24 protein-coding genes are annotated in these 21058 nt (G+C 68.4%); 8 read left to right on the forward strand and 16 right to left on the reverse strand.

Features of this window, described 5'->3' with window-relative positions; translation table 11 throughout:
* Both Q7P21_RS09915 and alr read left to right on the forward strand, forming a co-directional pair.
* Positions 1-1359: replicative DNA helicase (locus Q7P21_RS09915; RefSeq protein WP_304176959.1), on the forward strand; the 1359-nt coding region annotated here is incomplete at its 5' end.
* A 42-nt stretch (positions 1360-1401) separates the two neighbouring features.
* Positions 1402-2496 carry an alanine racemase gene (gene alr, locus Q7P21_RS09920; RefSeq protein ID WP_304176960.1) on the forward strand — a complete coding sequence of 365 codons (1095 nt, stop codon included), beginning with the start codon at positions 1402-1404 and terminating at the stop codon, positions 2494-2496.
* A gap of 3 nt (positions 2497-2499) precedes the next feature.
* Here alr and Q7P21_RS09925 read toward each other — a convergent pair whose 3' ends face one another.
* On the reverse strand, positions 2500-3204 hold the full coding sequence (locus Q7P21_RS09925; protein WP_304167962.1) for a hypothetical protein: 705 nt from the start codon (positions 3202-3204) through the stop codon (positions 2500-2502).
* 141 nt (positions 3205-3345) lie between these two features.
* Between Q7P21_RS09925 and radA the strand changes: the two genes are divergently transcribed.
* Genes radA through Q7P21_RS09950 form a run of 5 tightly spaced genes read left to right on the forward strand, consistent with a single transcriptional unit; the run spans position 3346 to position 8563 of the window.
* Entirely contained in the window at positions 3346-4710 is a 1365-nt protein-coding gene (gene radA / locus Q7P21_RS09930) for a DNA repair protein RadA (protein WP_304167964.1), read from the forward strand.
* A 5-nt stretch (positions 4711-4715) separates the two neighbouring features.
* A complete protein-coding gene (locus tag Q7P21_RS09935) occupies positions 4716-5336 on the forward strand; it encodes a CvpA family protein (RefSeq protein ID WP_304167968.1) in 621 nt (206 codons plus the stop codon).
* Complete coding sequence (gene purF / locus Q7P21_RS09940; protein WP_304167971.1) at positions 5333-6817, forward strand: amidophosphoribosyltransferase; 1485 nt, start codon at positions 5333-5335, stop codon at positions 6815-6817. Before Q7P21_RS09935 ends, purF begins: the two co-directional genes overlap by 4 nt.
* Before the next feature lie 17 nt (positions 6818-6834).
* Entirely contained in the window at positions 6835-7812 is a 978-nt protein-coding gene (locus tag Q7P21_RS09945) for a bile acid:sodium symporter family protein (RefSeq protein ID WP_304176976.1), read from the forward strand.
* Positions 7813-7822: 10 nt separating this feature from the next.
* Complete coding sequence (locus tag Q7P21_RS09950) at positions 7823-8563, forward strand: SDR family NAD(P)-dependent oxidoreductase (protein ID WP_304176962.1); 741 nt, start codon at positions 7823-7825, stop codon at positions 8561-8563.
* On the opposite strand, the gene der is transcribed toward Q7P21_RS09950, so the two are convergent.
* Genes der through Q7P21_RS09965 form a run of 3 tightly spaced genes read right to left on the reverse strand, consistent with a single transcriptional unit; the run spans position 8523 to position 12328 of the window.
* Positions 8523-10136 (reverse strand): ribosome biogenesis GTPase Der, encoded by a 1614-nt coding sequence (der, locus tag Q7P21_RS09955; RefSeq protein ID WP_304167977.1) that lies wholly within the window; start codon positions 10134-10136, stop codon positions 8523-8525. The two genes, Q7P21_RS09950 and der, sit on opposite strands and share 41 nt — an antisense overlap.
* Before the next feature lie 12 nt (positions 10137-10148).
* Positions 10149-11555 (reverse strand): PQQ-like beta-propeller repeat protein, encoded by a 1407-nt coding sequence (locus Q7P21_RS09960; RefSeq protein WP_304167980.1) that lies wholly within the window; start codon positions 11553-11555, stop codon positions 10149-10151.
* Positions 11555-12328, reverse strand: coding sequence for a tetratricopeptide repeat protein (locus Q7P21_RS09965; protein WP_304176964.1), 774 nt, complete (start codon positions 12326-12328; stop codon positions 11555-11557). Before Q7P21_RS09965 ends, Q7P21_RS09960 begins: the two co-directional genes overlap by 1 nt.
* Before the next feature lie 197 nt (positions 12329-12525).
* Between Q7P21_RS09965 and Q7P21_RS09970 the strand changes: the two genes are divergently transcribed.
* A complete protein-coding gene (locus tag Q7P21_RS09970) occupies positions 12526-14409 on the forward strand; it encodes an alkyl/aryl-sulfatase (protein ID WP_304176966.1) in 1884 nt (627 codons plus the stop codon).
* Here the strand turns inward: Q7P21_RS09970 and Q7P21_RS09975 are convergent.
* The 12 genes from Q7P21_RS09975 to Q7P21_RS10030 all read right to left on the reverse strand — a co-directional run.
* Complete coding sequence (locus Q7P21_RS09975) at positions 14406-15257, reverse strand: SDR family NAD(P)-dependent oxidoreductase (protein ID WP_304176968.1); 852 nt, start codon at positions 15255-15257, stop codon at positions 14406-14408. The two genes, Q7P21_RS09970 and Q7P21_RS09975, sit on opposite strands and share 4 nt — an antisense overlap.
* A complete protein-coding gene (gene panB, locus Q7P21_RS09980) occupies positions 15254-16087 on the reverse strand; it encodes a 3-methyl-2-oxobutanoate hydroxymethyltransferase (protein WP_304167991.1) in 834 nt (277 codons plus the stop codon). Before panB ends, Q7P21_RS09975 begins: the two co-directional genes overlap by 4 nt.
* A 4-nt stretch (positions 16088-16091) precedes the next feature.
* On the reverse strand, positions 16092-16472 hold the full coding sequence (locus tag Q7P21_RS09985; protein ID WP_304167993.1) for a hypothetical protein: 381 nt from the start codon (positions 16470-16472) through the stop codon (positions 16092-16094).
* A complete protein-coding gene (locus tag Q7P21_RS09990; protein WP_304176969.1) occupies positions 16465-17043 on the reverse strand; it encodes an RNA polymerase sigma factor in 579 nt (192 codons plus the stop codon). Before Q7P21_RS09990 ends, Q7P21_RS09985 begins: the two co-directional genes overlap by 8 nt.
* A gap of 24 nt (positions 17044-17067) precedes the next feature.
* Entirely contained in the window at positions 17068-17451 is a 384-nt protein-coding gene (locus Q7P21_RS09995) for a DUF6249 domain-containing protein (RefSeq protein ID WP_304167996.1), read from the reverse strand.
* A gap of 102 nt (positions 17452-17553) precedes the next feature.
* A complete protein-coding gene (locus Q7P21_RS10000) occupies positions 17554-17853 on the reverse strand; it encodes a hypothetical protein (protein WP_304167998.1) in 300 nt (99 codons plus the stop codon).
* Complete coding sequence (locus Q7P21_RS10005) at positions 17840-18394, reverse strand: RNA polymerase sigma factor (RefSeq protein ID WP_304168000.1); 555 nt, start codon at positions 18392-18394, stop codon at positions 17840-17842. The genes Q7P21_RS10000 and Q7P21_RS10005 overlap by 14 nt, the downstream gene beginning before the upstream one ends.
* A complete protein-coding gene (locus Q7P21_RS10010; protein WP_304168002.1) occupies positions 18394-18855 on the reverse strand; it encodes a hypothetical protein in 462 nt (153 codons plus the stop codon). Before Q7P21_RS10010 ends, Q7P21_RS10005 begins: the two co-directional genes overlap by 1 nt.
* A gap of 50 nt (positions 18856-18905) precedes the next feature.
* The gene (locus Q7P21_RS10015; RefSeq protein ID WP_304176970.1) at positions 18906-19760 is read right to left on the reverse strand and encodes an alpha/beta fold hydrolase; all 855 of its coding nucleotides are present in this window, start codon (positions 19758-19760) and stop codon (positions 18906-18908) included.
* Positions 19753-20106 (reverse strand): ArsC family reductase, encoded by a 354-nt coding sequence (locus Q7P21_RS10020; protein ID WP_304176973.1) that lies wholly within the window; start codon positions 20104-20106, stop codon positions 19753-19755. The genes Q7P21_RS10015 and Q7P21_RS10020 overlap by 8 nt, the downstream gene beginning before the upstream one ends.
* A 72-nt stretch (positions 20107-20178) precedes the next feature.
* Positions 20179-20823, reverse strand: a complete 645-nt coding sequence (locus Q7P21_RS10025; RefSeq protein ID WP_304176975.1) for a 2'-5' RNA ligase family protein — start codon at positions 20821-20823, stop codon at positions 20179-20181.
* Positions 20824-20907: 84 nt separating this feature from the next.
* A partial coding sequence (locus Q7P21_RS10030) for a hypothetical protein (protein WP_304176977.1) occupies positions 20908-21058 on the reverse strand: 151 nt, incomplete at its 5' end.

Consider the following 21058-nt stretch of genomic DNA (forward strand, 5'->3'; position numbering starts at 1 on the left):
CGGCTGGGCGACTTCCTGCAGGCCCGGCATTTCTACGAGCCCTTCCACCAGCGGCTGTTCCAGGCCATCGAGACCCATGTCCGCAAGGGCCAGCTGGCTGAGCCGATCCTGCTGGCTGACCAGTTCAGCCGCGACCCGGCCTTCGAGGACCTGGGCGGCGTGCGCTATCTGGCCGACCTGGTTGATCGCGCCCCGCCGGCCTCCAACGCCGCAGACTATTCGCGCGTCATCTATGACCTGGCGCTGAAGCGCGACCTGATCCGCATTGGCGGCGATATCGCGTCGACCGCACAGGCGCCCGACGAAGAGCGCTCGGCCCGCGATCAGATCGAGGCGGCGGAACAGCAGCTCTATACGCTTGCCGAGACCGGCGGGACCTCCCAGGGCTTCGTGACCTTCGCCGAGGCCCTGCACGGGGCCGTGACCATGGCGGCCGAGGCTCACAGCCGCGAGGGCGGCCTGGCCGGCATATCCACCGGCCTGATCGACCTCGACCAGAAGATCGGCGGATTGCACAAGTCCGACCTCTTGATCCTGGCCGCCCGTCCGTCGATGGGGAAGACCTCGCTGGCCTGCAACATCGCCTTCGACATCGCCCGCCACTATGCCTGGGAGCCGCAGCCGGACGGCACCAAGAAGACGGTCTCAGGCGGGGTGGTCGCCTTCTTCTCGCTGGAAATGTCGGCCGAGCAGCTGGCCATGCGCCTGTTGGCCGAAGTGTCCGGCGTGTCCGGCGACCGGTTGCGCAAGGGCGAGATCGACGCCGTGGAGTTCGGCCGGCTGCGCGACGCGGCCCTCGAGATCCAGGAAGCACCGATCTATATCGACGCCACCGGCGGCATCACCCTGGCCAAGCTCACCGCCCGGGCCCGCCGGTTGAAGCGCCTCCATGGCCTGGACGCGATCTTCGTGGACTATCTGCAGCTGGTCACGGGCGGCGACGGCAAGAGCGACAATCGGGTTCAGGAAGTCAGCATGATCACCCAAGGTCTCAAGGCCTTGGCCAAGGAACTTTCAGTGCCTGTGATCGCCTTGTCCCAGCTCTCCCGCCAGGTCGAGAACCGCGAGGACAAGCGACCGCAGCTGTCCGACCTGCGGGAATCCGGCTCGATCGAGCAGGACGCCGACATGGTCATGTTCATCTACCGCGAGGAATACTACCTCTCCCGCGCCGAGCCCCGCGAAGGCACGGCCGAGCACCTGACCTGGCAGGAGCAGATGGACCAGGTGGCGGGCCTGGCCGACGTGATCATCGGCAAGCAGCGTCACGGTCCGATCGGCACTGTGCGGTTGGCCTTCAACTCCGACCTGACCAAGTTCGGCAATGTCGCGCGCGATGGCCGCTACGAACAGCGGTAGCGGGCTTACGCCCCCGCTTCGGACGCGCTAACAGAACGGGCGATGGCCCTTCCCTCTTCCGCGCGTCTGACGATCGACCTGAACGCGCTCGCCCACAATTACGCCGTGCTGCGCGCCGAGGCCGATGGGGCGGAAGCCGCGCCGGTGCTGAAGGGCGACGGCTATGGCCTGGGCGCGGCCGAGGTCGGCCGCCGGCTATGGGCGGAGGGGGCGCGGCGCTTCTTCGTGGCCCGGCTGAGCGAGGGCGAGGCCCTGCGCGCGGCCCTGGGCCCAGGCCGGCCAGCAACCATCCATGTGCTGGACGGCATGCCGGCTGGGACCGGCGCGCGGATGGCGGCGTCCGGCCTCACCGCCGTCCTGACCACACTGCCCCAGGTCGAGGTCGCCGCGTCCTTCGCCGCCCAATCGGGCCAGGACCTCACGGTCGGGATCCATGTCGACACGGGGATGAACCGCCAGGGGCTGACCGCCGCCGACGCCCAGGCGCTGGCTCAATCGCCCGACCGACTGCGCGGCCTGGAGGTCGAGCTGGTGATGAGCCATCTGGGTTCGGCGACCGAGCCGGGCGCGGCGCGGAACCTCGCCCAGCTGGAGGCCTTCCGCCCCCTGCGGGCGCTGTTCCCTCAGGCCAAGGCCAGCCTGGCCGCCTCGGCCGGCGTCTTCCTCGGTCCAGACTATCGCTTCGACATCGTGCGGCCGGGGGTCAGCCTCTATGGCGGCGGGCCGTTCGAGCGGCCGCACCCAGACCTCAAGCCGGTGGCGATCTTCGAGGCGCCGATCCTGGACATCCGCACCATCGCGCCGGGCGAGACCGTCGGCTATGGCGGCGGCCTCGTGATGCAGCGCCCGACCCGGGTGGCCATGGTGGCGGCGGGCTATGCTGACGGCCTGATCCGGGCCGGCAAGTCCGGCGGCGCCGGATGGTTCGCCGGCGCCCTGCGCCGCTTCCTGATCATCAATATGGACCTGATCGCGATGGAGATCGGCGACGCGCCCGCCGCGCCAGGCCAGATGGTGGAGCTGATGGGTCCCAACGCCCTGATCGACGATCTGGCGGAGGCCTCCGGCACTGTGGCCCACGAATGCCTGGTGCGGCTGAGCGAGCGGGCGGAGCGGGTCTATCTCGGCGGCGTCTAAGGTCTATCGGGCCGCCGCCTGAAGCTTGGCGAAGCCCACCGCGATCGCCGCGTTGCGCAGGGTCGCCAGATCGACGTCCTGGCCCTCCACATGGATCATGAACCGGTCCGCGACGAGCACCGAGTACTCGCCCTTGCGGGATGCGGGGTCCCAGGTCTCGGCGGTCATGCGACCATCGACCTTGCCGACCTTCTCGATGCGGCCATCGGTCTGGCGGGTGCTCTCGACATTGAAGGCCCCGGCCAGGGCGGCAAGTGCGCCGGCGGCGCCGAGGTCGGACACCGACAGATCCAGGCTGGCGCCCTTGCCGGCATAATGTCCGCGAACGGTAGGACCGGAGAGATCGTTCTCCTCCGCCGCCTCCACCGAGACCTTGCGCCGGGTCAGGCCGTCGACAGCGCCGGGCAGATAGGCCTGCAACGCCTCGGCCGAGAGGGTCTTCACGGCGCCCCGCCTGGTCTTCATCGCCTTGGCTGCAGCGTCGAGGCTGGCGGTCGCTGCCTGCAGTTTTTCGATATCGACGGACTGGCCACCCCGTAGACGCGGCCCCGACACCTCGGTCGGCGCTGCGGCATGACGCCCCGCCAGAACCGCCACGCCCAGGGCGCCCAGCACCGCGACGGCGCCGCCGATCGCCCAGGCCAGACGGGGTCCAGAGAGCCCCAAGACCCCGCGCCCCGTCGTCGCCCTCGGATCGTACTGGCTCATGGTGTCCCCTGCTGAAGCCGGCCGCGGCTTGAATGGAGCGGGCGCCGCCCCCACTTGGCCGAACCTAAACAAACGCGCGGAGTCGGGAAACCGCCGCGCAATAGAGGGTAAGCTCGGACCTCGTCCGAATCAGGAGATTCCATGGCCCGCGACGGCGCTGCCTATGTCTGCCAGTCCTGCGGGGCCACCCAGTCGAAGTGGGCGGGCCAATGCCCGGCCTGCAACGGCTGGAACAGCCTTGTCGAGGAGGTGCAGAGCCGGCCGCCGGGGGCGCTCGCCCCCAGCAAGAGCGCGCGCGGCCGGGGTTTGGACTTCCGGGGCCTGGAGGAAACCACCCTCGCCCCGCCCCGGATCATCACCGGCGTCGATGAGTTCGACCGGGTCTGCGGCGGCGGCGTGGTGCCGGGCTCCGCCATACTGCTGGGCGGCGATCCAGGGGTTGGAAAGTCGACATTGCTGTTGCAGGTGACCGCCTTCGCCGCCCGCCGGGGCGCTCGCTGCGCCTATATTTCGGGCGAGGAAGCTGTCGATCAGGTGCGCAGCCGCGCCCAGCGCATGGGCCTGGCCGACGCGCCGGTGAAGCTGGCGGCGGAAACCTCGCTGCGCGAGATCCTCGACGGGCTCAAGCGCGACAAGTTCGACCTGGTGGTCATCGACTCCATCCAGACCATGTGGAGCGACGCCCATGAAGCAGGCCCCGGCTCGGTCACCCAGGTGCGGGCCGCCGCCACCGAACTGACCCGGCTCGCCAAGAAGCAGGGCGTGGCGGTGATCCTGGTGGGCCACGTGACCAAGGAGGGCACGATCGCCGGACCCCGGGTCATCGAGCATATCGTCGACGCCGTCCTGGCCTTCGAGGGCGAGCGCGGCTACCCGTTCCGCATTCTGCGCGGCGCCAAGAACCGGTTCGGCGCCACGGACGAGATCGGGGTGTTCGAGATGGGCGACGCAGGGCTGGCCGAGGTGAAGAACCCCTCGGCCCTGTTCCTCGACACCTCGGGCGAGCGCGCGGCCGGCGCCGCTGTGTTCGCCGGCATCGAGGGTTCCCGCCCCGTGCTGGTCGAGTTCCAGGCCCTGGTGGCGCCTTCGGCCTATGGCACGCCGCGCCGGGCCGTGGTGGGTTGGGACTCCGGTCGCCTGGCCATGGTGCTGGCCGTTCTGGAATCGCGCTGCGGGCTCGGGCTCGGCAATCGCGACGTCTATCTGAACGTGGCCGGCGGCCTGCGGGTCACGGAGCCGGCGGCCGACCTGGCGGCGGCGGCGGCGCTGGCCTCTTCCGCCCTGGACGTCGCCCTGCCGCAGGATTGCGTGGTGTTCGGCGAACTCAGCCTGTCGGGCGACATCCGCCCGGTCAGCCGCATGGAGTCTCGCCTCAAGGAAGCCGCGAAGCTGGGGTTCAATCGCGCCATCGCGCCCGCCGCCCTGGACGGCGCCCCGCTGAAGATCACGCCGGTCGCGCGCCTGGCCGACGCCGTCCGACGGATCGGCGAAAGCGACTGGAACTAGCACCGGTGCCCTATTTCGACATCATCGTGCTCTCGATCCTGCTGGCCTCGGCCGGGATCGGCTTCTACCAGGGCGCCGCCCACGAGATGGTGGCGGTCGTCTCCTTCCTGGTCGCCGCCATCGTCGCGGTCTATGGCCTGCGCTTTACCGGTCCGATCGCGCGCAACCTGATCGATCCGGACTGGGCCGGCACGGTGACCGGCATGGTGGTGACCTTCGCCCTGGTCTATGGCGGCCTGCGGATCGTCGGCGGCGGTCTGGCCCGCAAGATCCAGGAGGCCCAGATTCTTGGGCTGATGGACCGCACCATCGGCCTGGGCTTCGGCCTAGTCCGCGCCTTTGTCCTGCTCGGCGCCTTCAACCTGGCCTTCACCGCCGCGACGCCGGCGGCCCTGATGCCCAAGTGGCTGACCGATGCGACCTTTTACCCCATGACCACGGTCGCTGCGGCGGCGCTGAGGGCCTTCGCGCCCAAGGGTTGGGACATGGCCGACAAGCTGAAACCCGTCCTGACCGAGGCGGTTCATGAAGGTTCCAAGAACAGCCCGCGTGACTCCAGTGACGGCGGGGGCTATGACGCCCGCGACCGCGGTGGAATCGACGATCTGGTGGAGAAATCCCGATGAAATCCGTCCAGGATCGATGGCCGCAGCGTGATCCTCTTGATGACACGCCGCGTCTGGAATGCGGGGTCTTCGGCGTCTTCGACATCGAAGCGGCCTCGCCCATCACGGCGCTGGGCCTGCATGCCCTGCAGCACCGAGGCCAGGAGGCGTGCGGCATCGCCACCTTTGACGGCCAGGGTTTCCATACCGAACGACACATGGGCTATGTCGGCGACGCCTTCGCCGGCCCCGACCTCATGGAGCGCCTGCCCGGCTACGCCGCCATCGGCCACACCCGCTATTCCACAGCGGGCGGCAGCTTCATCCGCAACGTCCAGCCGATGTTCGCCGATCTCGACTCCGGCGGCGTCGCTATCGCCCACAACGGCAACCTGACCAACTTCCTGACTCTGCGCCAGCAGCTGGTGGCGGAGGGCGCGATCTTCCAGTCGACCTCGGACTCCGAGGTGATCCTGCACCTCATCGCCCGCTCGCGCCGGGCGCGGATGGTCGAGAAGTTCATCGACGCCCTGTCGCGGATCGAGGGTGGCTACGCCCTGGTGGCGCTTTCCAACAAGAAGCTGATCGGGGTGCGCGACCCCCTGGGCATCCGCCCGCTGGTGCTGGGCGACCTGGACGGCAAGTACGTGCTGGCGTCCGAGACCTGCGCGCTCGACATGATCGGCGCGAAGTTCGTCCGCGACATCGAACACGGCGAGATGGTGGTCATCGACCATGACGGAATCGAGAGCCTGCGGCCGTTCCCCGCCGCCCGGGCTCGGCCCTGCATCTTCGAATATGTCTATTTCGCCCGTCCCGACTCCGTCGTGAACGGCCGCTCCGTCTATGAGGTGCGCAAGCGCATGGGCCGTCGGCTGGCCCAGGAAAGCCATGTGGACGTCGACGTGATCGTGCCGGTGCCCGATTCCGGCGTACCGGCGGCGCTCGGCTACGCCCAGGAGACCGGGGTGCCCTTCGAGATGGGCATCATCCGCAATCACTATGTGGGTCGGACCTTTATCCAGCCGACCCAGGGCGCCCGTGAGCTCGGCGTGCGCATGAAGCTGTCGCCCAACCATTCGGTGCTGGCCGGCAAGCGGGTGATGCTGATCGACGATTCCATCGTGCGCGGCACCAATTCTGTCCGCGTGGTGCGCATGGTCCGCGAGGCCGGCGCCGCCGAGGTGCATCTGAGATCCGCCTCGCCGCCGATCAAGTGGCCGGACTTCTACGGCATCGACATGCCCGACCGCGACAAGCTTCTGGCCGCCAACCACTCGGTCGAGGAGATCGCCAAGATCCTGGAGGTCGACTCCATGGGTTATCTGTCGGTCGACGGCCTCTATGCCGCGATGAATTCCGAACCGCGTGACCCGAAGAACCCCCAGTTCACCGATCACTATTTCACCGGCGACTATCCGACCCGTCTGCTCGATCGCGAGATCGCCGAGGGTCGCAACGATACTGCGGACCGCCAGCTCTCGTTCCTGGTCGACGCGTGAGTTCAGCGCGTCCCGGGCTGTTGGCCCGTCTCAAGCCCGACTGGTACATCATACTGATCGTCAGCATGGTCTTGCTGGCCACCGTCCTGCCGGCTCACGGGGCGGCGACGCCGGTGTTCGGCCTGGCGACGAAGATCGCCATCGGCCTGGTGTTCTTCCTGCACGGCGCGAAGCTGTCGCGCGAGGCGGTGATCCGCGGGATCACCCATTGGCGGCTGCACCTGCTGGTGCTGGCCGCGACCTTCATCCTGTTCCCGATCCTGACGCTGGGCATGGCCGCCCTGCCCGCCTGGCTGACCCCGGCGGCCCTGGCGCCCGGCATCGTGTTCCTGGGGTGCCTGCCCTCGACCATCCAGTCCTCGATCGGCTTTACGGCCATAGCGCGGGGCAATGTCGCGGCGACAGTGGCCTCGGCCACGGCGTCCAACCTGCTGGGCATCGCCATCACCCCGCTCCTCGGCGCGCTGCTGATGCACGCCCAGGGCAATGGGCTGTCGTTCCATTCGGTGCAGTCGATCGTCGTCCAGCTGCTGGTTCCGTTCGTGGCGGGCCAGCTGCTCCGCCCGGTGATCGGGCCGTGGATCTCGGCGCGGGCCAAGCTGCTCTCCTATGTCGATCGCGGCTCGATCCTGCTGGTGGTCTATTCGGCCTTCTCCGAGGCGGTCACCGGCGGCATCTGGCGCCAGGTCAGCGCACTGGACCTGGTTCGGCTGGCGGTGATCTGCGCCGTGCTGCTGGCCCTGGTGCTGCTGGTCACCGTGGCGGCGGCGCGGGCCTTCGGCTTCGCCACCGAGGACGAGATCACCATCGTGTTCTGCGGCTCCAAGAAGAGCCTGGCCAGCGGCGTGCCCATGGCCGGCGTCCTGTTTCCCGGCGCGGGCCTGGGGCTGATGCTGCTGCCGATCATGATCTTCCACCAGCTGCAGCTGATGGCCTGCGCGGTCATCGCCCAGAGATACGCAAAGCGGGCGGACAGCTCGCCGGAGACGGTTTAGACACCCCGCCATGACCGATAAGACGCTTCCCCTCGACGGCCAGATCGCCCTGGTCACCGGCGCCACGCGCGGCATCGGCCGCGCCAGCGCCCTCGCCCTGGCCGCCGCGGGCGCCCAGATCATCGCCACCGCCCGCACCCAGGGCGCGCTGGAAGCCCTCGACGACGAGATCAAGGCCCTGACCGGTCGTTCGGCGACCCTGGTCCCTCTCGACCTGACCCATGGGTCCGGCATCGACCAACTGGGCTACGCCATCCACCAGCGACACGGCCATCTGGACCTGCTGGTCCATGCCGGGGCCATCCTGGGCGGCCTGACCCCCATCGCCCATATCGACACCGGCGTATGGGACAAGATCGTCGCCACCAACCTGACCTCGGTCTATCGGCTGATCCGCTCCACCGAGCCGCTGCTGAAGGCCGCGCCCAAGGGCCGGGCCCTGTTCCTGACCACGGGCCGGGTGGAGCGCCCCAAGGCCTTCTGGGGCGCCTACGGCGCCACCAAGGCGGCCATGGAGCACCTGGTGCGCACCTGGGCCGACGAGATCGAGAATACGCCTGTGCGGGCCGCCCTGATCGATCCCGGCGCCATGCGCACCGGCATGCGCGCCGAGGCGATGCCGGGCGAGGACCCACTGACCCTGCCCGAGCCGTCGGAAATCGGGCCGCTGATCGTCGAACTGGCCCAGGCGGAGCTGGGCGCGCCGACCTCTAGCGTCTCGTTCCCCGCGTGGAAGCAATCGCACGGCTAGCGTTCTTCGGCTTCACGCCGGGGCGGGCCACCTTGGCGGCGCGGCCCCTGGGCGCGGCGCCCTGCCCCTTCAGCTTGCCGGTCGGCTTCGGCGCCTTGGAGACATAGGCTTTCTTGGGCTTGGCCTTGGCGCCCGCCTTGGCCTTGGCCGAGGCCTCGCTGAGCGTCTTGGCGGCCAGACCGGTCTTGGCCTTGGTGCGGGTCTTCTTCACCAGGGTCTGGGCCACGTGGCTCTTGGCCTCGCCCTCGGCGAAGGGGTTCTTGTTCGACTTGACGGTCAGCCGCATGGGCACGCCCGGCAGGTCGAAGCTCTCGCGCAGCGAGTTGATCAGATAGCGGCGATACTGGTCCGGCAGCTGGTTGGCCCGGCTGGCGAACAGCACGAAGGTAGGTGGCCGGGCCTTGGTCTGGGCCATGTATTTCGGCTTCACCCGGTGACCGCTGACGGCCGGCGGCGGGTGGCGCTGGATGGCCTGGGCCAGCCAGTCATTGAGGTCGCGGGTCTTGACCTTGGTCGACCAGTCTTTGTGCACCTTGAAGACGGCCGGCATCAGCTTGTCGAGGTTGCGCCCGGTCTCGGCCGACAAGGCAATGACCGGCGAACCCTTGAGCTGCGGCAGGAGGCGGGCGGCCTCCTCGACGATCTCGCTCATCTTGGTCTGCTGGTCGTCCACCAGGTCCCACTTGGCCAGGCAGAACACCAGGGCCCGGCCCTCGCGCTCGACGAGGTCGGCGATCTGCAGGTCCTGGACCTCGAAGGGGTGGGTGGCGTCCATCACCAGGATCACCACTTCGGCGAAGGTGATGGCGCGGATGGAATCGGCCGTCGACAGCTTCTCAAGCTTCTCCTGCACCCGGGCCTTGCGGCGCAGGCCGGCGGTGTCGACCAGCCGGACCTGGCGATCTTCCCAGGTCCAGTCGACCGGGATGGCGTCGCGGGTGATGCCGGCCTCCGGACCGGTCAGCATGCGGTCTTCGCCGATCAGCTTGTTGACCAGGGTCGACTTGCCGGCGTTGGGGCGTCCGACGATGGCGATCTTGACCGCCTTGTCGCCGTCGTCGTCCTCACCGAGATCGGCCTCGTCATTGATCGCCGAGATCGCGGCGTAGAGATCGGCCATGCCCTCGCCGTGCTCGGCGGAGACCGGAATCGGCTCGCCCAGGCCCAGGCTGTAGGACTCGTTGATCCCCATGTCGCCCTGGCGGCCCTCGGCCTTGTTGGCCAGCAGGATCACCGGCTTGTCCCGCTTGCGCAGGATTTCGGCGAAGACGCGGTCCATGGGCGTCACGCCGTCGCGGGAATCCACCACGAAGACGGCGACGTCGCATTCGTCGATGGCGAGTTCGGTCTGGGCGCGCATCCGCGCCTCGAGGCTGTCATCGGTGACATCCTCGAAGCCGGCGGTGTCGATCAGTTCAAGGTCGATGTCGCCGATGCGGCCGGTGCCGAAGCGCCGGTCTCGGGTCACGCCGGGACGGTCGTCCACGATGGCGAGCTTCTTGCCCGCCAGTCGGTTGAACAGGGTCGACTTTCCGACGTTAGGACGCCCGACAATGGCGAGTCTGAGCGGCATGTGGTCTCGAAGTTAGCGCAGCGCGATGAGTTGAGCCCCATCCGTCGCGAAGTACAGGGCGCCATTTAGCGCAATCGGGCCAATCAGCAACGGTGAACCGAGCTGAACCGACTTCTCGACCACCCCGGTCTTGGCGTTGACGGCCACGACTTCGCCCGTGTCGGCGCCCAGCACCAGCCGGCCATTGGCCAGGATCGGGCTGGTCCACAGCGGCCGCACCACGTTCTTCTTGGCGTCGGCCTTGCTCTTGCCCAGGCCGTTGTACCAGGCGGCCTTCTTCTTCACGCGGTCCACGTTCAGGTCGCGGATCCAGTAGACCTGGCCCGACTCGCGGGCGACGCAATAGATCTTGCCGGCCTTGTCGACCACATAGACCACGTCTCCGGCGGCCCAGGGGGTGGTGATGCCGGTGATCGGCAGGGTCCAGCGCGGCTGGCCGGTGCGCAGGTCGGTGGCGGCGAACACGCCCGAATGGCTGACCGCAAAGACGTCGCCCTGATAGACGACCGGACGTCCGGGAATGTCGCGGATTTCCGAGAGCGCGTTGGTGCGGCTGGCCCGCGACAGGGCCTCGTTCCACAGGTCATTGCCGTTGGCGGCGCGCAGGGCGACCAGTTCGCCGGAGCCGAAGGAGGCGACGACAGTGTCGCCGGACACGGCCGGGCTGGAGGCGCCCAGGATGCGGGCCGATTCGGCCAGGGCCTGATAGGTCCAGCCCTCGGCGCCCGTGGCGGCGTCAAAGGTCAGCAGGGTGTTGTCGATGGCGACCACGAACATCCGGCCGCCGACCACAGTCGGGGCGGCATGGATCGGTTCCTCGGTCATCTTGCGCCACAGCACCGCGCCGGTGTCGGCGTTCAGCTGGGCGACGAAACGATAGCCGGAGGCCACATAGAGCTTGCCGTCGGCGATGGCGAGACCGCCGCCAAAGGCCTCGGCGTCGCGCTTGTTCTTGGGACGCAGGTCGGCCTTCCACACCTCGGCGCCGGTCTGGGCGTCGTGGGCGGAGACCGTGGCCTCGCCGTCCATCACATAGATCTTGCCGTTGACGGCCACCGGCGGGGCGGTGACGTGGGCGCCGCGGCTGGACTTCTGGCCGAAGCTCTTCTTCCAGGCGACCGAGAGCCCGCCGCCGGCGGCGACGTGTTCGACCGACTGTTCCGGCGTGCCGCCAGGCAGGGCCCATTGGGTCACGGGCTGGGGTTCCGGCAGGAAGAAGTCGGCGCCCTTGAGGCCTTCGGCGACTTCGATCTTGTCGTCAAAAGCCTGGACCGCCACCCGTTGGCCGACGGAGGCGACCTCCTTCGGGCCCGTGTCCTTCTTGTGGAACGGATTGATCTTGCCGACCGTGGAGCAGCCGGAAGCCGCCACCGCGACCGTCAGCATGAGAGCGAGGAGGCCGTTACGGCGCAGAGTCATCATTGGGCGGGCTGAGCTTGCTGTTGCGGCGCGGAAGGGGTGAGACCGGGAATAGCGGCCCCCGGGGGAAGTTGGACAGGCGCAGGCAGCGCCATGGCGGCCTTAACCGCGCCGGCGACGGCCTTGGCTGAGCCCGATTCGATCAGTTGCTTGGCGGCCTGGGCGCGGGCGCGGGCGCCGTCCTGGGCGTCCGGCATCAGCGAGATGACCACGAAGTCATCCTTGGCGCCGCTATAGTCGCCGGCCAGGATGCGGGCGAAGGCGCGGGCCTCGCGGGCCTGGGCCTTATAGGGTCGGCCGTCCTTCATCAGTGGCTCCAGCCGCGCCTGCATATCCTTATAGGGGGCGGTGTCCAGCAGGGCGAAGGCGGATTTGAGGCGGGCGGCGTCGCCGATCACATAGTCGGGGGCCGCAGCGGCCGATGCGTCAAACAGCTTCACCGCATCAGGGATCTTGCCGGCGGCCAGCTTGATCCCGCCCTGCTGCTGCAGGGCCAGGGCCTTGTAGGCCTTGGAGGAGGACGTCGCGACCTCGCCAAACAGGCGGTCGGCCTCGTCGACCCGGCCCGCCTGGAAGGCGTCCAGCGCCTGGGCGTATTCTTCCGAAGCCTTGCTCACGGCCTTGGTCGTGTAGGTCTCATAGCCCCAGATCGCCAAGGCGGCGATCAGGGCCGCGCCCAGGCCGGCGGCGACCCATGGCAGGGCCTTGAGCGCCATCTGCCGGTATCGGTCGGCGCGGAGCTGTTCCTCCACCTCGTCAAAGACATCGACCACTTAGAAAAACTCCGCACGAACCGGCGTCAGGGAATAGAGCGGCGGAACCTATAGCGGCGGACGGCCCGCCGCAACGGTGGGGGTTCCTTCCGCGCGCACGGACTTTCGGCTGGCGGCCCCCGACCCCAGGGGTTAGCCATCAAGAATGGCGGAAGAGCGGCGCTTCGACGTCGCCTGTCACAGGGGGAAATAGCCACATGACCCAGCCCAAGGACGCGACGGGCGCAACGCGCACGGCCCAGGCCGCATTGGCCGCCGCCCTGCCCCCGGAGGATGGCGCGGACATGGCCCGGGCCCGCCGGGGCTTCATCGACACTGCGCCCAACGCCCGTGTGGAGACCGCCCGGGGCGGCGTGGCCTGGGACCTCGCGACCTTCGCCTTTCAGGCAGACGACGAGGTCTGTCCCGACACGGTCAATCCCAGCCTGTGGCGGCAGGCCCAGCTGAACCTGAACCACGGCCTGTTCCAGGTGACGGAGGGCATCTACCAGGTCCGGGGCTTCGACCTGTCGAACATCACCTTCGTGGAGGGCGACGAGGGCTTCATCGTCATCGACCCGCTCACCTCCTCGGAGCCTGCGGCGGCGGCCCTGGCCCTGATGCGCAAGCACCGGGGCGACAAGCCGGTTAGCGCGGTGATCTACACCCACAGCCATGTCGACCACTATGGCGGGATCAAGGGGGTGCTGTCGGACGCCGACATCGCCGCCGGCGCGCGGATCGTGGCGCCGGAGGGGTTCCTGGCCGAGGCGGTCAGCGAGAACGTCCTGGCCGGCAACGCGATGAGCCGGCGCGCGACCTATATGTACGGCGCCCTGCTGCCCCGGGGTCCGCGCGGCCACGTCGATTCAGGCCTGGGCAAGGCGGTGTCCAGCGGCCAGGTCAGCCTGATCGCGCCCACCGAAAGCATCTCCAAGACCGGAACGCGGCTCACCCTGGACGGCGTGGAGATCGTGTTCCAGGTGACCCCGGGCACCGAGGCGCCGGCCGAAATGAACTTCTTCTTCCCCAGGCATCGGGCCCTGTGCATGGCGGAGAACTGCACCTGCCAACTGCACAACCTCTATACGCCGAGGGGCGCCCAGGTCCGCGACGCCAAGGCCTGGAGTTTCTATATCGACGAGGCGATCGACCTGTTCGCCAAGGACAGCGACGTCTTGTTCGCCAGTCACCATTGGCCGCGCTGGGGCCAGGCGGACCAGGTCGCGTTTCTGGAAACCCAGAGCGACCTCTATAAGTTCATCCACGACCAGACCCTGCGGATGGCCAATCACGGCCTGACCCCGCTGGAGATCGCCGAGCGCATGGCCTTGCCGCCCAGCCTGGCGGCCGAATGGCACACCCGGGGCTATTACGGAACGCTCAGCCATAACACCAAGGCGGTCTATCAGCGCTATCTGGGCTGGTTCGACGGCAACCCCGCCAATCTGCACAAACACCCGCCAGTCGAGGCTGGACAGCGCTATGTCGACCTGGCGGGCGGCGGCGAGGCTTTGCTCGCCAAGGCGCGGGCGGCGTTCGAGGCCGGCGACTATCGCTGGGTCGCTGAGCTGGCGAACCACCTGGTCTTCGCCGAGCCCGACAACATGGAGGCCCGCGACCTCCAGGCCGACGCCCTGGAGCAGATGGGCTATCAGGCCGAGTCGGCGCCCTGGCGGGACTTCTACCTGACCGGGGCCCAGGAGCTGCGCCATGTGCGACCAGCCCCGACCGCCCCCCGCCAGGGAGCGGCAGGCCAGTTGCGCACCCTGCCCGCCGACCAGCTGCTGGATTCGTTGAGCGTGCGGCTGAACGGCGAGACCATTGGCCGGGCCGAGCCGGCCATGACGCTGACCTTCACCGATGTCGCGGAGAGCTTCAGGCTCAAGGTCCGAAACGGCGTCCTGCACCATCGGGCGGTGCGGTCCACAGCCGACGCCATCCCCCTGACACGGGGAACCCTGGTCGATCTGGTCACCGGCGAGCGGACGTTGGAGGCCGCGCGCGCCGATGGCTTGGTCAGCGGCGACACGGCAGCCCTCGAAACCCTGCTGGGCGTCCTGGACCGCTTCGATTTCTGGTTCGAGATCGTGCTGCCTTAAGACTCACCAGCCATGAAACGGGCGAAGGCGGCCTCATGATCGGGATGCCAGCGCGACAGGGCCGGTCGATTCTCGATCAGGTCGCCCATGGCCCAGGCCATGCGCTTCTCGTCCATGGCCCTGGGAACGTCGTTGTCAGGGCAGAGGATGTAGAACTCGCCGCGCGCCATGGCCGCCTCCATGAACGCCACCACCTGCTCCGGCGGCCAGGCGCCAGGCGGCTTCTCGGTGCGCGCGCCTCGGGTCATGCCGGTGAAGGTGAATCCGGGGACCAGCAGGTGGGCGCTGACCTGGCAACCAGGAACATTGCGCAGCTGATGCGCCAGGCCTTCGGTCAGGGTCTTCACCCCGGCCTTGGTGACATTGTAGGCGACATCACCGGGCGGATTGGTGATGCCCTGTTTCGAGCCGGTGTTGATGATGGCGCAGGGGGTTCCCTGGGCGACCATGCCCTGGGTGAAGGTCTGGACGGCGTTGATCACGCCCCACAGATTGATCGACAGCAGTTTGCGCCAGCGATCGATATCCTGATAGGCGCCCGCGCCGCCGCCGACACCGGCGTTGTTCATCAGGACCGCGACTTCGCCGAACCGGCCGTAGACGGCGTCGCGCAGGTGTTCGACCGCATCGAGGTCGGCGACATCGGTCGCGACGCCGAAGACATGGTCACGGGCGGCGGCGTGCTCGGCCACCGCCTTGATCGCGCTTTCCAGGGGTTCGCCCGCGAGGTCGGCCAGGCAGACATTCATGCCCAGCGCCGCGAAGCGGAGGGCGGCGGCCCGGCCTATGCCGCTGGCGGCGCCCATGACGACGGCGGTGCGTCCGGCGACCAGGGCGGGATGGCTCATGTATTGGCGGCCTTGGCGAAATAGATCTCGGCCGGTCCGGGGAACCGCCGGGCCCGGACATCGGCGGCATAGGCGGCGACCGCCTGGGCGATCTCGCCGCGCAGGTCGCCATAGCGGCGCACGAACTTGGGCGTCCAGTCGAACAGGCCCAGCATGTCGTCGGTGACCAGGATCTGGCCGTCGCAGCCGGCGGAGGCGCCGATGCCGATGGTGGGAACGCTCACCGCCTGGGTGATCTCCCGGGCCAGGCCCTCGGCCACCCCTTCGATGACCAGGGCGAAGACGCCGGCTTCGGCGGTGGCCTTGGCCTCGGCCAGGATGCGGGCGCGCTCGTCGGCGCCCTTGCCCTTGGCTTTAAAAGCGCCGTCCGTCAGCACGGCCTGCGGACGCAGACCGACGTGGCCCATGACCGGGATGCCGCGCTTGACCATGTAGGCGATGGTGTCGACCACGGTCTCGCCGCTCTCGACCTTCACGGCCTGGGCCCCGGTCTCCTTCATGATCCGCACGGCGTTGTCATAGGCCGTCTCCGGCGCCCCCTCATAGGAGCCGAACGGCATGTCGACCACGACCATGGCCTGCTTGGAGGTGCGCATGACCGCCTGGCCATGCAAGATCATCATCTCCATGGTCACGCCGACCGTATTGGGCAGGCCGTGGACCACCATGCCCAGGCTGTCGCCGACCAGCAGCAGGTCGCAATGGGCGTCGAGCAACTCGGCCATCGGGGCGGTGTAGGCCGTCAGGCAGACGATCGGCTCTCCGCCCTTGCGCGCAGCGATATCCGGCGCGGCGAGCCGCCGCACCGTGTCTTGGCGTTGAGCGGACATGAACTCAGATCTCCTCGATCACCCGCGTAAGCACGAAGCCCATGGCGACGACAGCCAGGGCGGAGGCGACCCAAACCACAGCCCAGTCGGACTGCACAAGCGACAACAGGTCGATGCTCGGCTTCACCTGGGCGATTCCGGCCTGGATCACGCGGCTGGATCCGGCCGAAACCGTCTCCACCCGATGAACCACATTGGACATCACCAACTGGCTAACCCCGACCACGCCGCCGACCACGCCGGCGGAGCCGATCAGCCAGCCGCGCATGGCCCAGCCCCGATCCAGCCGGTTCTCCACCCGCTGCGCGAAGGCCTCGCCGTCGGGGAAATAGGGAGCATCGGCGAACAGCCGCTCCAGACTTCGTTCGAAATCGAGTTCAGCCATTGCCCTGCCTCCCCTCGAGAGCGCCGTCAGGCGGCGCCAGTCGCGCTCTGAGCTTCTCCAGACCACGTTTGACATGGGATTTTACCGTTCCAAGCGGCAGATTTAAGGCCTCTGCGGCCTCGGCGTGGGACAGGCCCGCGCCGTAGCACATGGTGACGCACAGCCGCTCCGAAGCGGTGAGCGTCTTCAGCGCCTCGTCCAGATCGATGCGGCCCGCAGCGTCAGGATGGGACGCCACCGGCTCCCCCTCCTCCGCAGCTATGGCGAGATCGGCCAGCCGCCGCTCCCGCTGCAGCCGGCGCAGATACTGGCGCGCGGCGATCCGTTTGACCCAGCCGGCGAAGGCGCCTTCGCCGCGATATTCCGCTATGCCTTCGAAGGCGGCCAGGAACGCATCCTGGGCCGTATCGTCGGCCTCGGCCGGGGCCGCGCCCATCCGGCGCAGCAGTCCGCGCACCGCCGATCCGTGTCGGCGGACCAGCTCACCGAAGGCGCGACGTTCCCCCGTCGCGGCCAAGGTGGCCAGCTCCACGTCGTGGAGGCTCGCGAACCTGTGTTGAGAGCCCGTCATTGGGCCTGCTCCCCCTAGAGCGACTTAAGACTTCTGGCCGCGGCCGGAGAATGAGATCAGGACGAAGGCCAGACCGATGAAGCCTGGGAAGGCCGCGAAGCCCAGCATGGGATAGAGGGCGTCGGCGTCCTCGAAGCTGATCGCGAAGCCCATGGCCGCCAGCCCGACCGCCACGCCCATCCAGATGATGCCGACCCGCAGGTCGCGTTGCGGCGAAGGCTTGGGCCGGACCTTCACGTCGGAGGTCAAGGCCTCGATCACTTCGGTGGGAAGCGGTTGGCCCTTCTCGATGGCGGCGCGCAGGGTGTCCTGCAGCTTTTGACGCTCCTGGCTCTTCAGCCAGGCCGGAACCAGGAACAGGGATGCGATCGATCCGAAGATGATCAGGATGATAAAGACTGCGTGCAAGGGGGTCTCCTTCTCTCCGTGAGCGGGCTCATCGGCCCGTCTATGCAAGGAAAGAGGCGCGCCGCATCCCCTATGGATGCAGACTGAGCCGTGAATTCTTCGTCATGTTCCAGCTTCGAGGATACGGCCGCCGCCCAGCGTCAACAGAACCGCCACCACGCCCAGCCCCAGGGCCGCCGGCGCCAGCCCCTGCCCCACCGCCATCAGGGCCGGTGAGATGGCGGGCCAGAGCAACCACAGCAGGCCCGCGCCCGCCAGGCTGATCGCCGAAAGCGCGGCGAGATCCAGCAGGAAGGCGCGCCGGGCCAGCCGCTCGAACACCGCGGCCTCGAAGGCGTGATCCCGGGTCGGCGGCGCATCGGCCGCGAACAAGGCCCTCAGGCGATCGTCAGGATGAGGCATTGGCGGGCTCCTCGTCTTCGATATTCAAGGCCGCCAGCAGCCGGGCTCGACCGCGGGCGACATGAGACTTCACCGTGCCCAACGGCAATTCCAGGGCGACAGCGGCTTCGGCGTGGCTGAAATCCGCCGCCAGGCACAGGGCGACACAGGCCCTCTGTTCCAGCGGCAGGTCAGCCATGGCCCGCTCCAGGGCCATGCGATCCTCCGGGACCGGCGAGACAGAGATAGAGACGGCCTTGTGATAGTCGTCGTCGCGGCGCCGGGCCCGCCGATCGGCGCGGAACGCCGTCAGCGCCTTGTTGTAGCCGATCCCGCACAGCCAGGCCCGGACATTCGCCCCCGGCTGCAGCCGCCCGATGCGGGACCAGGCGGTGATGAAGGTCTCCTGGGCCAGATCATCGGCGAGCGCCCAGTCGCGGCAGGCGCGGCGCAGGAAGGCCCGCAGCGCCTGCTGATGGCGCGCCACCAGGCTGGAGAAGGCCTCCGCAGACCCTCCGCGCGCGGCCTCGACCAGATTTTCGTCGAGGACCGCCATATCCATCAGTCGCGATCCGGACGCGGGATCACCAGGCCCAGGATCGCAAAGGCCAGGTTGCCGACGGCGATGCATCCCAGGATGATCGCGACGAACCGGAACGGTCCATCAGCGCCGGGGATATAGCTCATCTGGGCCGAGAACCAGAAGGCGGCGGCCACGGCGCCGGTGATCACCGCCGACCGCATGGCGCCGTAGGGGCCCCAGCGGTAGGCCCGGCGATAGGCCCGGCGGACACGACGATTGTAGAAGCGGACGTCCACGCCCGGCGGCAGGTCGTCGTCGATGTCGTCATGCACCCGGCGCACCAGTTCCGGCGGAACTTCTTTGCCCTGGGCGGTGTAGGTCTTGATGAGGTCAAGCGCGTCACGGCTGCGCTGATAGGTCAGCCAGCGGTCAAAGGCGCCGAAGACGAACCAACCGAGCGGAAAGACCAGCCACCAATAGCTGAACCAGACGTGTTCCATGTGAGGGCTCCAAGGCAGATGCGGGGCGGATGATCCGCCGCTTTCATCCCCTAGTCGCCACCGACTGTTGGATTGGATGCAGCCGATGCGCTTAACCGTCGAAAAATGTCCGGGGCCGCCGCGATCAATGCGGAATAGTGGGACCGGCCGGGGAGAAAACTCACCGGCTCAGCGGCGACGAGCCGTTCCGCCAGGGTCTTGGCCATCCTGGGCGGCGCCCAGTTGTCCAACGCCCCCTGCCAGATCCGCACGGGCGCGCGCACTTCGTCCAGGGCTTCCGCCCAGGGCCGGACATAGGCTTCGACATCACGGACATAGCCGGCGAGGCCATGCCCCAAGGCGTCTCTCAGGACTGACCCCAATAGGGTCTTGAATGTCCGGTCCTTGGCCAGGTCGCGGTCGTCGCCCGCCGCCTTGGCGAACAGCATGGACATCAGCAGGTCCGGACGGACGACCGCCAACAGGCCCTGAAGCCGAGACGCCGTCCGAAACAGCCACGGCGCGCGCCGGGCCAGGCCAAACACCGCCGCCCCCGCCACGTCATCGAGAGTCTCCATCAATTCAAGCGGACCGGCCGGGGCGATCAGATCGACCCCCCGCACCTGATCGCCCAGACGGCGACAGACTTCGAGGGCCACGAAGGCGCCGATCGAGAAGCCGATGACGTCCACCTGTCGCCCGGCGGCGCGCGTGCGCAGCTCCATGGCGAGGAGGTCGAAATAGGCCGCTCCCGTGAGGCCCGGCGCGATCCTGGCCCGATGAAGGCTGATCGGCGAGATCCCGCACTGCCGCGCGGCGCCAACAATCAGGCCGATCTCACGCGGCGATCCCGGCGCGCCGTGAAAATAGACCACCAGCGGCGGCTCGCCCGACCGGTCGCCGGGTGTGGCGGTGGGATCAGCCAAAGACGGCCGCATAGGTCTCGGGCTTGAAGCCGACCAGCAACCGGTCCCCGAGGTCCACGACCGGGCGCTTGATCATCGAGGGCTGGGCCAGCATCAGGCCAATGGCCTTGGCCTGGTCGAGATCGCCCTTGTCCGCGTCCGGCAGCTTGCGGAACGTCGTGCCCGCCGTATTGAGCAGCAGCTTCCAGTCGACCCGGCCCGCCCAGCCCTCGAGGGTGGCGCGATCCACACCCACGGCCTTGTAGTCATGGAACCGATAGTCGACGCCGTGCGCCTCCAGCCAGGTCCGGGCCTTCTTCATCGTGTCGCAGGCCTTGATCCCATAGACCGTCACGCCGTCACTCATCCGTCGTTCTCCGCGATTCAAGCCGCCCACGGGTAGGTATGCGTGACCTCGCCCGAAGGGAAGCGAAGGCTGTCAGGGACCCCGGTCGAAGCGTGGGCGGAATGGCCAGCTGGCCAGCCGGGCGTGGTGGCCAAGGCCCCGGTCGCTGCGCACCAGCACCAGCTCCCGCGCCGGCCAGCGGATGGGGTCGCCAAGGACGGTGTCCGGAATGGCGCCGAAGTCATGTCCCAGGGTCAGATGTGGGGTGAAAGGCCGCCTCCAGGTGACGGCCTGGCCCAGGTCATCGGAGGCCAGTCCGAGCGCGTCGCGCAGGCCGGTCAGGGCCGCAGCCGCGCCGTCGCTGCAGCAGAGCACCAGGGGGCGGGTCTGGCCGCCCCGGAAACTCACCGCCCGAGTGAGCACCATCTCGAAAGCCCGGGCGGTCACCGCCGCGCCCATCCGGCGGGCGAGCGCGATCCCCGCCTCCGTCTCGCCTCCGACCCCAAACACCGAGACATGCAATCGCGCAGCGGCGGCGGCCGGGCCCGTCAGGTCGTAGCGACGTCGCAACATCCGGCCCAGCTCCGCCATCCGGGCGGCCGCGGCCGGATCAGGCAGGATCGCGAAGAACAGCACCGGACGCACGGCCCGCGCGGAGGGCGTTTCGAGCCTCGGCTCGGGTCCGAACTCCAAGCTGAGCTGCTCAGCCCTGCTGGGGATCTTCCGTTCCAGGTCCATGGATTTGCCCTCTGAGATTGAGAACAAACATGGAACAAACCCCCTGTCCAGACCAAAGGCCGTCGAGGGGCCTGGTGGCGCCCCCTACTCCCACTCGATGGTCCCAGGCGGCTTGGACGTGACGTCATAGACCACGCGGTTGACGCCCCGGACCTCGTTGATGATCCGGGTGGCGCAGCGGCCGAGGACCTCCCAGGGGAACTCGAAGAAGTCGGCGGTCATGCCGTCGGTGGAG

This window comes from Phenylobacterium aquaticum (genome assembly GCF_947378715.1).
Taxonomy (GTDB): Bacteria; Pseudomonadota; Alphaproteobacteria; order Caulobacterales; family Caulobacteraceae; genus Phenylobacterium; species Phenylobacterium aquaticum_A.